General features: G+C 73.4%; 14 protein-coding genes. 11 read left to right on the forward strand and 3 right to left on the reverse strand.

Features of this window, described 5'->3' with window-relative positions:
- The first annotated feature begins 111 nt into the window (after positions 1-111).
- The 8 genes from BM237_RS29175 (at position 112) to BM237_RS06755 (ending at position 6693) form a co-directional block, all read left to right on the forward strand.
- A complete protein-coding gene (locus tag BM237_RS29175; RefSeq protein ID WP_175540906.1) occupies positions 112-309 on the forward strand; it encodes a hypothetical protein in 198 nt (65 codons plus the stop codon).
- Positions 310-333: 24 nt separating this feature from the next.
- Positions 334-612: a hypothetical protein gene (locus tag BM237_RS29180; protein WP_175540907.1), complete on the forward strand. Its 279-nt coding sequence runs from the start codon at positions 334-336 to the stop codon at positions 610-612.
- A 296-nt stretch (positions 613-908) separates the two neighbouring features.
- Entirely contained in the window at positions 909-1754 is an 846-nt protein-coding gene (locus tag BM237_RS06730; protein WP_093848612.1) for a HipA family kinase, read from the forward strand.
- Complete coding sequence (locus BM237_RS06735) at positions 1751-2146, forward strand: DUF3037 domain-containing protein (RefSeq protein WP_093848613.1); 396 nt, start codon at positions 1751-1753, stop codon at positions 2144-2146. The genes BM237_RS06730 and BM237_RS06735 overlap by 4 nt, the downstream gene beginning before the upstream one ends.
- A 202-nt stretch (positions 2147-2348) precedes the next feature.
- A complete protein-coding gene (gene fabG, locus BM237_RS06740) occupies positions 2349-3110 on the forward strand; it encodes a 3-oxoacyl-ACP reductase FabG (RefSeq protein ID WP_093848614.1) in 762 nt (253 codons plus the stop codon).
- 46 nt (positions 3111-3156) lie between these two features.
- Positions 3157-3912 (forward strand): SDR family oxidoreductase, encoded by a 756-nt coding sequence (locus tag BM237_RS06745; protein WP_093848615.1) that lies wholly within the window; start codon positions 3157-3159, stop codon positions 3910-3912.
- A 374-nt stretch (positions 3913-4286) separates the two neighbouring features.
- Positions 4287-5867 (forward strand): ABC transporter substrate-binding protein, encoded by a 1581-nt coding sequence (locus tag BM237_RS06750; RefSeq protein ID WP_093848616.1) that lies wholly within the window; start codon positions 4287-4289, stop codon positions 5865-5867.
- A 154-nt stretch (positions 5868-6021) separates the two neighbouring features.
- On the forward strand, positions 6022-6693 hold the full coding sequence (locus BM237_RS06755; protein ID WP_175540931.1) for a uracil-DNA glycosylase: 672 nt from the start codon (positions 6022-6024) through the stop codon (positions 6691-6693).
- 58 nt (positions 6694-6751) lie between these two features.
- Here the strand turns inward: BM237_RS06755 and BM237_RS06760 are convergent, their stop codons facing one another.
- Positions 6752-7207: a DUF3224 domain-containing protein gene (locus tag BM237_RS06760; RefSeq protein WP_093848618.1), complete on the reverse strand. Its 456-nt coding sequence runs from the start codon at positions 7205-7207 to the stop codon at positions 6752-6754.
- A 105-nt stretch (positions 7208-7312) separates the two neighbouring features.
- Between BM237_RS06760 and BM237_RS06765 the strand changes: the two genes are divergently transcribed.
- Both BM237_RS06765 and BM237_RS06770 read left to right on the forward strand, forming a co-directional pair.
- On the forward strand, positions 7313-8344 hold the full coding sequence (locus tag BM237_RS06765) for a helix-turn-helix transcriptional regulator (protein WP_093848619.1): 1032 nt from the start codon (positions 7313-7315) through the stop codon (positions 8342-8344).
- Positions 8345-8436: 92 nt separating this feature from the next.
- Entirely contained in the window at positions 8437-8943 is a 507-nt protein-coding gene (locus tag BM237_RS06770; RefSeq protein ID WP_245793451.1) for a hypothetical protein, read from the forward strand.
- Here BM237_RS06770 and BM237_RS06775 read toward each other — a convergent pair.
- Together BM237_RS06775 and BM237_RS06780 are read right to left on the reverse strand one after the other, a co-directional pair.
- The gene (locus BM237_RS06775) at positions 8931-9407 is read right to left on the reverse strand and encodes a hypothetical protein (RefSeq protein WP_245793452.1); all 477 of its coding nucleotides are present in this window, start codon (positions 9405-9407) and stop codon (positions 8931-8933) included. The genes BM237_RS06770 and BM237_RS06775 overlap by 13 nt on opposite strands.
- A 160-nt stretch (positions 9408-9567) precedes the next feature.
- Complete coding sequence (locus BM237_RS06780) at positions 9568-10167, reverse strand: TetR/AcrR family transcriptional regulator (protein ID WP_093848620.1); 600 nt, start codon at positions 10165-10167, stop codon at positions 9568-9570.
- Between the two features lie 108 nt (positions 10168-10275).
- Between BM237_RS06780 and BM237_RS06785 the strand changes: the two genes are divergently transcribed.
- On the forward strand, positions 10276-11529 hold the full coding sequence (locus tag BM237_RS06785) for an FAD-dependent monooxygenase (protein ID WP_093848621.1): 1254 nt from the start codon (positions 10276-10278) through the stop codon (positions 11527-11529).
- The last annotated feature ends 40 nt before the right edge of the window (positions 11530-11569 follow it).

Genomic DNA, 11569 nt, shown 5'->3' on the forward strand with positions numbered 1-11569 from the left:
TGACGGCCCGTAGGGGGCGGCAGGAATCCGCAGCCTGATCGCGGCGCATCCGGCTCCGGCCGGCCCGCTCGCCCACGCCCTGGCTTCGCCCGCGCCCTGACCTTGGCCACGGTGGCCACCGCACTCGGCGCCTACAGCGCCGGCTCCACGATCGTCGCACTGGTGCTTCCCGGAGTGCTCGACAAGGTCCCGGACCGAGCCGTCATGCTGCACGGCGCCCTGCTGACCGCCGTGATCCTCCCCGGCCTGGCCGTGATCACCGCAGCCGGGGCGGGCGCCTGGAGACGGCCCGCCCTGCTGGCCGTCTGAGCGGCGTTCGGAGCGGCGTCCTCGATGGTGCTCACCCCCGTCGGCCGACTGATCCGCCGTTCGGCCGGGCCCGCCGACCGCACCGAACTGTTCGCCGCGCAGTTCTCCCTGACACACGGCTGCCGGCTGCTGACCTATCCACTGGCCGAATGGCCCGCCACGGCAGCGGGACTGCAGTCGGCTGTGCTTGTCCTCGGGGCGGTGGCCTGCGCCTTCGGGGTGCTGGCGATGCGTGTGTGGCCGGCGGACGACACCGGCCTCGGGGACGGCGACCGCGCCCGAGGGGCCGGTGAAGACCTGTGAGAACGCTTCGGCCGGCTACCGCACCCGCACCGACGCCCGGACCACCCACGCTCGCGCGGGGACCACTCGGGCTCCCCTGCCTTGTTCTGCGGGAGTCGGCGTCGAAGGACGGTTTCCATGTGCTGCGGCACACCTACGCCTCGGTCACGTCGGAGGCGGGGGAGGCCGGGCGGCGGCTGAAACTCCCCGGATTCTCCCCAGGGTGGTTCGGGAGTGGTTCCGGCGGGATCCCCGGTCCGGGGGCCTCCGGGGAAAACCGTGGATTGCAAGGCCGGTAGGTTCGATAGCCTGTGAAAATGCTTCCCGAAGTCACCGCCACGCGCTATGTGACGCCCCTGCGCGAGGGCGGATCGCTGCCCGGCATCGTCGAGGCCGACGACCTGGGCACCTATGTCGTGAAGTTCACCGGAGCCGGGCAGGGCCGCAAGACCCTGGTGGCCGAAGTGCTGTGCGGGCGGCTCGCCCAGCGGCTCGGCCTGCGCGTGCCCGATCTGGTGCGCGTACAGCTGGATCCGGTGATCGGCCTGGGCGAGCCCGACCAGGAGGTGCAGGAGCTGCTCAAGGCCAGCGGCGGGCTGAACCTGGGGATGGACTTCCTGCCCGGCTCGATGGGCTTCGACCCGCTCGCCTACCGGGTGGACGCGCGGGAGGCCGGGCGCGTGGTGTGGTTCGACGCCCTGACGGGCAACGTCGACCGCTCCTGGCGCAACCCCAACATGCTGGTCTGGCACGGCGGCCTGTGGCTCATCGACCACGGCGCCAGCCTGATCTGGCACCACAACTGGGCCACCGCGGCCAAGGCGGCCGACAAGCCGTACGACGCCTCCGACCACGCCCTGGCGCCCATGGGCCCGGACATCGCCTCGGCCGCCGCCGAGCTGGCGCCGCGGGTGACGGAGGAACTGCTGGCCGAGTGCGTGGCCGACATCCCCGACGAGTGGCTGGCCGGCGAGCCCGGCTTCGACACACCGGGCGCGCTGCGCCGTGCCTACACCGAGGTGCTGGCCGCCCGGGCCGGTACGGTCCACGAGCGGATCACCGTCGGCGCCCCGAGCCAGGACGGGCCCTCCAGGGCGCCCGGCTGGCTGAAGGACTGGGCCGACGCCGTCAGCGGGCTGAACAAGGGCGGAGGGGCACGGTGAGCGGGCAGTTCGGCGGGCGCGACGTCTTCGAGTACGCCGTGCTGCGCGTCGTCCCACGGGTGGAGCGCGGCGAGATGATCAACGCCGGGGTCGTCGTCTACTGCCGCGCCCGGTCCTTCGTCGCGGCCCGCACCCATCTGGACGTCGAACGGCTGCGGGCGCTCGATCCGCACGCCGACATCGAGGGAGTGCGGGCGGCCCTGCACGCCGTGGAGTGCCTGTGCCGCGGCGGGGTGGAGGCCGGGCAGGCCGCGGCCGACGACGCCGGGCGGCGTTTCCGGTGGCTGGTCGCCCCCCGCTCCACCGTCCTCCAGCCGGGGCCGGTGCACACCGGGCTGACCGCCGATCCCGAGGCGGAGACCGAACGGCTGCTGGAGGTGCTGGTGCGCTGAGCGGGCGCACCGGACGCCCCTCGGCGGACCCGGCGGACCCGGCGGACCCGGCGCACCGGGCGGAGGCGGAGGCGGAGACCCGGACGTGGGCTGGGCCTCACCGTGCCGGTGGCCGTTGACACAGCGTGTCCATGCTTCTAGCGTCACGTCTGCCGAAGGTACTAAGCGGTTGCTCACCCATTCGAGTGCGAGGAGAACCAGCATGTCCACCACCGAGCAGCGTGTCGCGATCGTCACGGGCGGAGCCCGGGGGATCGGCGCCGCCACCGCCGTCCGGCTCGCCGCCGAGGGCCGGGCCGTCGCCGTGCTCGACCTGGACGAGTCGGCCTGCGCGGACGTCGTGGAGAAGATCACCGCGGCGGGCGGCAGGGCGCTGGCGGTCGGCTGCGACGTGTCGGACGCCGAGCAGGTGGAGGCCGCCGTCGCACGGGTCGCCGGTGAGCTGGGCGCACCGACCGTCCTGGTCAACAACGCCGGAGTGCTCCGCGACAACCTGCTGTTCAAGATGAGCGACTCCGACTGGGACACCGTCATGAACGTGCACCTGCGCGGCGCCTTCCTGGTGTCCCGGGCCTGCCAGAAGCACATGGTCGACGCCGGGTTCGGCCGGATCGTCAACCTCTCCTCCAGCTCCGCCCTCGGCAACCGCGGGCAGGCCAACTACGCCGCCGCCAAGGCCGGTCTGCAGGGCTTCACCAAGACCCTCGCCAAGGAGCTGGGCAAGTTCGGCATCACCGCCAACGCCGTGGCCCCCGGCTTCATCGTCACCGAGATGACCGCCGCCACCGCCGCCCGCGTCGGTATGGACTTCGAGGACTTCCAGAAGGCCGCCGCCACCCAGATCCCCGTCCAGCGCGTGGGCAGGCCCGAGGACATCGCGAACGCCATCGCGTTCTTCACCGGCGAGGAGGCCGGTTTCGTCTCCGGCCAGGTGATGTACGTGGCCGGCGGCCCGCTCAACTGACGGCCGCCGACGGCCGCACCGCGAAAACGACGGAACGGAAAAGCTCATGGCAGTGCAGGACAGCGGCAGGGTCGCCCTGATCACCGGGGCGAGCCGCGGCATCGGCTACGGCATCGCCGAGGCGTTCGTGGCCCGTGGTGACCGGGTGTGCATCACCGGCCGCAACGAGGACGCCCTCGCCGAGGCGGTGAGGCGGCTCGGCGCGGACCGGGCCGTCGGCGTCGCGGGGAAGGCCCACGACGAGGCCCACCAGGCGGAGGCCGTCGAGCGCACCATGGAGGCGTTCGGCCGCGTCGACCACCTGGTCAACAACGCGGGCACCAATCCGGTCTTCGGGCCCATCGCGGAGCTGGACCTGAACGTCGCCCGCAAGGTCTTCGACACCAACGTCCTCTCCGCGCTCGGGTTCGCCCAGCGCACCTGGGCGGCCTGGCAGAAGGAGCACGGCGGCACCATCGTCAACATCGCCTCCGTCGCCGGGCTGTCCGCCTCGCCCTTCATCGGCGCCTACGGCATCAGCAAGGCCGCGATGGTCAACCTCACCCTTCAGCTCGCCCATGAGCTGTCGCCGGGTGTGCGGGTCAACGCCATCGCCCCGGCCGTGGTGAAGACGAAGTTCGCCGCCGCGCTCTACGAGGGGCGCGAGGAGGAGGTGGCCAGGCGCTACCCGATGGGGCGGCTGGGCACACCCGAGGACATCGGGGGAGCGGCGGCCTTCCTCACCTCCGACGACTCCGGCTGGATCACCGGCCAGACCCTCGTGGTCGACGGCGGGATCTTCCTCAACGCCGGGGTCGAGTGACTCCCGGGGCCCCGGCGCACCGTCGCGGTGCGCCGGGGCCCCGCCGCTTCGGCGCCGCGCCGTGCCTTCGGGGTGGTGCGGCACCGGTGTGCTTCCCGAAACGGTTCCCGTACTCTGTGCGACCGTCCGGTCCGCCGCGGACGAAGTCCTGATCTTGCCCGGTCCAGAAGCCTGTCAGCCCCGTCATATGCTGCGGTAAGGTCTGCCACGTCCTCGGCACGACAGGCCCGTTGAGACCCTGCCGTACGTGTGGTGGCACGCGCTCCGCACCGTGGCGGGCGCTCCGTCCCGTCAGCCGATGGATCCCCCACAGCACCCAGGCAGTAGTGGCATCTAGTGGCGTTCAGTGGCATCGCCGACCGAGGAGCGTGCAAGTGTTCAGCCAGAACAAGCCTCTGAAGGGCGCAGTCGTGCTGGTGACAGCGACCCTGCTCGCCGGATGCGGCTCGCTGCTCGGTGACGGCGAGAGCGAGGAGGCGATCGTGGTCGGCACCACGAGCACGCCGAGCGTCCTCGACCCGGCCGGCGCCTGGGACGGTTCGTGGGAGCTGTACCGGAACATCTACCAGACCCTGCTGCACTTCCCGAGCTCCAGCGGCACCCCGGAGCCCGACGCCGCCCAGCGCTGCGGTTTCACCGACACCGTCAGCAGCGTCTACCGGTGCGTCCTGAAGAAGGACCTGACGTTCTCCAACGGCAACGCGCTGGACGCGGAGGCGGTCAAGTACTCCTTCGAGCGCACCCTGGAGATCAAGTCGCCCACCGGCCCGGCCCAGCTGCTGCAGAGCATCGACCGCATCGAGACGTCCGGTGAGCGGACGATCATATTCCACCTCAAGCGGCCGGACGCGACCTTCCCGCTGGTCCTGGCCACCCCCGCCGCGTCCATCGTCGACCCCGCCGCCTACCCGGCCGACCGGCTGCTGGAGTCGGACAAGGTCAGCGGATCCGGACCGTACCTGCTCGACGGCTACAAGGAGGACGAGCGGGCCGAGCTGGTCAGGAACCAGAAGTACAAGGGCTCCGCGGAGATCAAGAACGACGCCGTGACCGTCCGCTACTTCAAGGACTCGGCCAAGATGGTCGAGCAGCTCAAGAGCGGCGAGGTCGACCTCACCTACCGCGGCCTCACCCCCGAGCAGATCGACGACTTCGGGAAGAACCGCAGCGACCACCCGGAGATCAAGCTCAACGAGGTCTACGGAACCGAGATCCGCTACCTGGTGTTCAACCCGCAGCACGAGTCGGTGGCCGAGCCCGCCATCCGCAAGGCGATCGCCCAGATCATCGACCGCAAGGCCCTGGTCCGCAACGTCTACAAGCGCACCGCCGCCCCGCTGTACTCCATGGTCCCCGGCGGGATCACCGGCCACACCAGCGCCTTCTACGAGAAGTACGGCGAGCCCAGCGTGGAGAAGGCTCGCAGCACGCTGAGCCAGGCCGGGATCAACGGGAAGGTGAAGCTGACCCTCTGGTACACCACCGACCGCTACGGTGCGACGACCGCCGAGGAGTTCGCCGAGATCAAGCGGCAGCTGGAGGCGTCCGGGCTGTTCGACATCGCCCTGGAGGGGCGCGAGTGGCGCGAGTTCCAGGAAGGCATCACCGACGGCGAGTACCCGGTGTTCGGCCGCGGCTGGTTCCCCGACTTCCCGGACGCGGACAACTACATCTCGCCGTTCGTGGGCAAGGAGAACGCCCTGGGCACGCCGTACGAGCACAAGACGCTGACCGGCACGCTGCTGCCCAAGTCCCGCAAGGAGAGCGACCGGGGCGCCGCCAGCGAATCCTTCACACAGGCGCAGAAGATCCTGGCCGAGGACGCCCGGCTGCTGCCCCTGTGGCAGGGCAAGCTCTACATCGCCGCGCACGACGACATCGCCGGCGTGGAGTGGAGCATCGACTCCTCGACGATCATGCGGCTGTGGGAGCTCGACCGCAAGAAGAGCTGGTGACCCGAAGGGGTGGGTGGACAGGCGGTGACCGCCCGCCGGTGACCGCCCGCCCGCCCGCGCGGCGTGGCTGTCAGCGGTCACCGGTACGTTCTGGGGTACGCGCCCGCACGAGGCGCGCGGAACCGACACCGGAGGTCTGTCTCACGTGAACGCCATGCTGCCCGAGTCCTGGCAGAAGGTCCTCGGCGACGAGCTGGAGAAGCCCTACTTCAAGGAGCTCACCGAGTTCGTCGAGGAGGAGCGGGCACGCGGGCCGGTCTACCCGCCCCGGGAAGAGGTCTTCGCGGCGCTGGACGCCACCCCGTACGAGCAGGTCAAGGTTCTCGTCCTCGGGCAGGACCCGTACCACGGCGAGGGACAGGGCCACGGCCTGGCGTTCTCGGTGCGGCCCGGGGTGCGGATCCCGCCGTCCCTGCGGAACATCTACAAGGAACTGCAGGCGGACCTGGGCTGCCCCGTCCCGGACAACGGCTATCTGATGCCCTGGGCGAAGCAGGGCGTGCTCCTGCTCAACGCGGTGCTGACGGTCCGGGCCGGGGAGGCCAACTCCCACAAGGGCAAGGGCTGGGAGAAGTTCACGGACGCGGTGATCCACGCCGTGGGCGCCCGCCCCGACCCGGCCGTCTTCGTGCTGTGGGGCAACTACGCGAAGAAGAAGCTGCCGCTGATCGACACCGAGCGGCACACGGTGGTCCAGGGCGCGCACCCTTCGCCGCTGTCGGCGAAGAAGTTCTTCGGATCACGCCCCTTCAGCCAGATCGACGAGGCGATCGCGGCGCAGGGGCACACGCCGATCGACTGGTGCATCCCCGGCATCGGCTCCTGAGCCGCTTCCCGGACGGCGCGGACGGCGCGGAGGATCCGGACGGCGCGGCCGGGCCGGCTCAGTCCAGCCCGTAGTCGAAGGCGTACGCGACGGACGGCTCGCCGTGCACGGCGGTGAAGCCGCCCGTCCCCCGCAGTCCGGCCAGCTCGCCGGTGGCCGAGCCGGGCACCACCTCGAAGACGCAGCGCACGGTGCCCTTGTCGTCGAAGGTGCCGTGCTCGGCGAGCACGAAGGAGCCCGCGCGCCCGTCGAGGGTGCCGGAGACCAACTCGTGGCCGGTGAAGCTCCCGGCGGAGCCGGGCTCTTTCGCGGCGTAGACGATGGTGTAGGCGCAGGAGGTCCCGGTGGCCTCGATGCCGCCGGTGAAGTGGTTGGTGACGACGGCGGAGGCCAGCTTCGGGCCGCTCCCCGCGCTCGCGCCGTCATCGCCGCCGTCATCGCTGCCGCCGGCTTCGGCGATGACCTTCTCCTGCCAGTCGGCGAAGGTGAAGCTGCCGGTGGTGTGCGTGGTCATGGAACTCCTCACAGGTGGTGGCGCGGGCCCTCCCCGCACCGGCCGCCACCACTGTCCCGCCCGTACCTGACATCTCCTGTCAGGTACGGGCGGCAGACTGTCGCCATGCGCGCCGACCGCCTTCTGCAGATGCTCCTGCTGCTCCAGAACCGGGGCCGGATGACCGCACCGGAACTCGCCGCCGAACTGGAGGTCTCGGTCCGCACCGTCTACCGCGACGCCGAGGCGCTCGTCGCCTCCGGCGTGCCGCTGACCGCCGAGCGGGGGCCGGAGGGCGGCTACCGCCTGATGGAGGGCTACCGCACCCGGCTGACCGGCCTCACCGGAGAGGAGGCCGACTCCCTGTGGCTGGCCGGGATGCCGGGCGCCGCGGCCGAACTGGGGCTGGGAGCCGAGCTGACGACCGCCCAGCTCAAGTTGCGCGCCGCGCTCCCCGCGCAGCTCGCCGAGCGCACCCGGCGCGTCTCCGAGCGCTTCCACCTCGACGCCCCGGCCTGGTTCCGGGACGCCGATCCCGTACCGCACCTGGCACGCGTGGCCGAGGCCGTCTGGGAGCAGCGGACGCTGCGCGTGCGCTACCGCCGCTGGAAGGGCGAGGTGCGCCGTGAACTGCACCCGCTCGGGCTCGTCCTCAAGGGCGGCATCTGGTATCTCGTCGCCCGGTCCGCTCCCGGCCCGGAAGACGGCGGTGGCGGAGTCCGGCCGGGAGAGCGGGTGCGTACCTACCGGGTCTCGCGCATCCTCGCCCTCGACGGGCCGGGCGAGCGCTTCGAGCGGCCCGCCGGCTTCGGCCTCGCGGCGTACTGGACCGAGACCACGGGCCGCCTGGAGGCCGGCCGCCTGCGGGACGAGGCACTGCTGCGGCTCTCCCCGCGCGGCCTGCGGCTGCTGCCCATGCTCTTCGGGGCGGTGGGCGCGCGGGCGGTCCGGGAGGCGCGGGAGGCGGACGGGTCGGACGGCGACGGCTGGGTGCGGGTGCTCCTCCCCGTGGAGAGCATCCCTGTGGCGGTGGGCGATCTGCTCCGGCTCGGTGCGGAGGCGGAGGTGCTCGGCCCGGCCGGGCTGCGCGCGGCGGTGGCGCGGGAGGTGGAGGCGCTGGCGGGCAGGTACGGACGGGGCACCGGCGAGAGCGCCTGAGCGCCGCGGCCGCCTTTGGCGGTTAGCGTCGGGGGACGGTGCGGGAGAAACGCCCGCGCCGCCGGTACCGACACCACCACACAGGAGAGCCCGTGGCGGAGCATCGGCAGGAGACGGGAGCGGCGGGGGAGGAGGGCGGTGCGGCGGGTGAGCCGCTGCCGACCAGGATCGGCCAGGCGGTCATCCTGCACCGGGGCGGGGACCGGGAGGAGGCGCGCAACCGGCTGGCACGCCTGTGGGAGGAGGCGGCCGGGGACGGCGCCCCGTTCCACCGCTGCGCCATCGCCCACTATCTGGCCGGTGCCCAGGACGATCCCGTGGCCGGACTCCAGTGGGGCCGGCGCGCGCTGGCCGCCGCGAGGGCTCCGGCCGGGGACCGGGCGGCCGTGCGGGCCCTGCTGCCCTCGCTCCATCTGAGTCTGGCCGCCGGCCACGCCGGGCTGGGTGACCACACCGCCGCCCGGCACGAGCTGGCCCGGGCCCGCGGCGCGGCGCGGGAGCTGCCCGACGACGCGTACGGCGCCGGCGTCAGGGCCGCCATCGAGAGGCTGGCGCGGCGGCTGGCCGCCTCCGGCGGACCGCCCGCTCAGTCGCCGTAGACCTGCCTGCAGGTCCGGGCCGGTTCGCCGTCCGCGTTCCAGCCGCCGTACGCCTCCCCGAGCCCGCACACGTCAGGGCCGGGCCGCCGGGCGGTGCTGCCAAAGGTGCGCCCCGGCCGGGCCGAGCCGGCGGGGAGGCGTTCGCCCTGCGGCCGACGGGGCGCCGGGCGTGCGGTGGGCCGGTGGGCCGGGGCGGACACGGAGGGGGGAGCGGAGCGAGGGCCGGAGCGGGTCGGGGAGGAGGCGCCGGGGCTCTCCGGGCCGTCCTCGACCCTGGTGAGGGCCTCCCGTGGCGGGCCGGGGGTCCGCGGGGCCTCGGTACCCTGCCGGGACAGGGCGGGGCCGCCGGGCCGGGGAGGCGGCCCGCTCTCCTGCGGCCGCTGGCCGCCCGCCACGGTGACGCACCCCGAGACGGCCGTCAGGGCGGCTCCGGCCAGGAGCAGGGCGCTTCTCACATGTCGCACCCGGCCTACTCTGCTGCATCGCACAGCCGCCGGGAACTCCCCGCAGGAGTGATGCGGGTGGCCCATGTGTTCTCTGTGCTTCATGTGTTCCAGGTGGTCCATGTGGTCTGTGTGACATGTGCGGCCCGTGCGGCAGGTGAACGGGCCCGCCGGAGGCGTCTCATCCGCCCAGCACGCCGCGCAGCAGTTCCTCCAGCCCGGTCCGCAGCTCCTCCAGCGTCGGCACCGTCGAGTGGTAGGAGCCCGCCGTGCAGGAGAACATCACCCCGTCGCACCAGGCGACCAGCGACAGCGCGTGGCGCTCGGGGGCGGTGGAGCCCGCGGCGGCCATCACCGCCACCAGCGGTTCGCGGAAGGCTCTGGTCCCCGCCCGGTCGTAGATCGCCCGCAGGGCGGGGCGCCGGGTCGCCTCCAGGGCCAGTTCGTAGCGGGCGACCGCCAGGTGGCGGTGGTGGGTCAGGTAGCGGTGCAGGGCCGGTGCCACCGCCTCGGCCAGTGCGCCGGGGCCGTCGCCGGGCTCCGGCATCCTCTGCGCCGGCCCCAGCACACGCGCCTCGCGTACCGCCAGCCGCCGTACCGCCGCCTCCAACAGGGCCTCGCGGGTGCGCGCGTGGTTGGAGGTGGAGCCCTGCGGCAGGCCGGCGGCCTCGTCCACCGCTCGGTGGGTGAGGCCGCGCAGACCGCGCTCGGCCAGCAGGTCGATCGCGGTGTCGGCGATCAGCTCGCCGCGTGCGGTGGTGCGGGCCGTGCTCCGGGACATGCCCGCCAATCTACCTCTCACTACAGATGTAGTAGAGTGAGGAGTGCCACTACAGGTGTAGTGGCACCGTCGTTGTCGCCGCCGCAGTCCGCACGGAGGAGCACGCCCGTGAACCAGCCCCGAGCCGTCGTCATCGGTGCCGGAATCGGAGGACTGACCGCCGCCGCGGCGCTGCACCTGCGCGGATGGGCGGTCACCGTCCTCGAACGCGCCGCCGCCCTGGAACCCGTCGGCGCCGGGATCGCCCTGGCCCCCAACGCCCAGCGCGCCCTGGACGTCATCGGGGTCGGCGACGCGGTCCGGGCCATGTCCGCCTGGCAGGGCGAGGGAGGACTGCGCACACCGTCCGGCCGCTGGCTGTCGCGCACCACCCCCGACGCGGCGGCCGAGCGTTTCGGCGGCCCCGTCGTCGTCGCCCACCGCGCCGACCTCGTCGGCCTGCTCGCCGCACTGCTGCCCGCCGGCGCGGTCCGCACCGGCACACCGGCCGAGGTCGCCGACCCGGGCGAGGACGGGCGGCCCGCGACCGTACGTGCCACGGGCGGCGACGGGCGGAGCGGCGTCCGGGAGTACACGGCCGACCTCGTCGTGGCCGCCGACGGCATCCACTCCGCCGCCCGGCAGGTCCTCTTCCCCGGCCACCCGGCCCCCCGCTACGCGGGATTCACCGCATGGCGCTTCGTCGTCCCCGCACCCGAGCGGCCCTTCAGCCCCCACGAGACCTGGGGGCCCGGCTCGGTGTGGGGCACCGTCCCGCTCCACGACGGCCGGGTGTACGCGTACGCCACCGCCACCGTCCCCGCCGGAGAGCGGTCGCCCGACGGCGAACGGGCCGAACTGCTGCGCCGCTTCGGCGACTGGCACCACCCCGTCCCCGACCTGCTCGCCGCCGTGCGGCCCGACGGCGTCCTGCGCGGCGACGTGTACCGTGCCGCCACCGCGCCGCCCGCCTACCACCAGGGGCGCACCGCCCTGCTCGGCGACGCCGCCCACGCCATGACCCCCAACCTCGGCCAGGGCGGCTGCCAGGCGATCGAGGACGCCGTCGTCCTCGCCCACCACGCCGGCCCCGGCGCCGCCGGCGGCGCCGGTCTCGAACGCCGCCTGGCCGCCTACACCCGCGACCGCCTGCCCCGCACCATGGAGGTGGTACGCCGCTCCGGGCGGATCGGGCGGCTGACCACCTGGTCCTCCCCGCCCGCCCGAGCCCTGCGCACCGCCGCGTTCACCGCCCTGGACCGGCTCGGCCCGCGCCTGGCCCTGCGCAGCCTCGACGGCATCGCCGACTGGGAGCCGCCGTGCGCCGCGTATGCTGCCGGTCCGCGGGGAACACGGGGCGGCGGCGGAGCGGCCGCGCCCTGACCGGCCCGGTCGGCGGCGGACCGCCCCGGGCGGCACCGGA

Source organism: Streptomyces mangrovi, assembly GCF_900114215.1.
GTDB lineage: Bacteria > Actinomycetota > Actinomycetes > Streptomycetales > Streptomycetaceae > Streptomyces > Streptomyces barkulensis.

Excerpts from the sequence above, each read along its gene's own strand:
- BM237_RS29180 (WP_175540907.1), top strand. The coding sequence starts at position 334 with ATGGTGCTCACCCCCGTCGGCCGACTGATCCGCCGTTCGGCCGGGCCC.
- BM237_RS06730 (WP_093848612.1), top strand. The coding sequence starts at position 909 with ATGCTTCCCGAAGTCACCGCCACGCGCTATGTGACGCCCCTGCGCGAG.
- fabG (WP_093848614.1), top strand. The coding sequence starts at position 2,349 with ATGTCCACCACCGAGCAGCGTGTCGCGATCGTCACGGGCGGAGCCCGG.
- BM237_RS06745 (WP_093848615.1), top strand. The coding sequence starts at position 3,157 with ATGGCAGTGCAGGACAGCGGCAGGGTCGCCCTGATCACCGGGGCGAGC.
- BM237_RS06755 (WP_175540931.1), top strand. The coding sequence starts at position 6,022 with ATGCTGCCCGAGTCCTGGCAGAAGGTCCTCGGCGACGAGCTGGAGAAG.
- BM237_RS06760 (WP_093848618.1), bottom strand. The coding sequence starts at position 7,207 with ATGACCACGCACACCACCGGCAGCTTCACCTTCGCCGACTGGCAGGAG.
- BM237_RS06765 (WP_093848619.1), top strand. The coding sequence starts at position 7,313 with ATGCGCGCCGACCGCCTTCTGCAGATGCTCCTGCTGCTCCAGAACCGG.
- BM237_RS06780 (WP_093848620.1), bottom strand. The coding sequence starts at position 10,167 with ATGTCCCGGAGCACGGCCCGCACCACCGCACGCGGCGAGCTGATCGCC.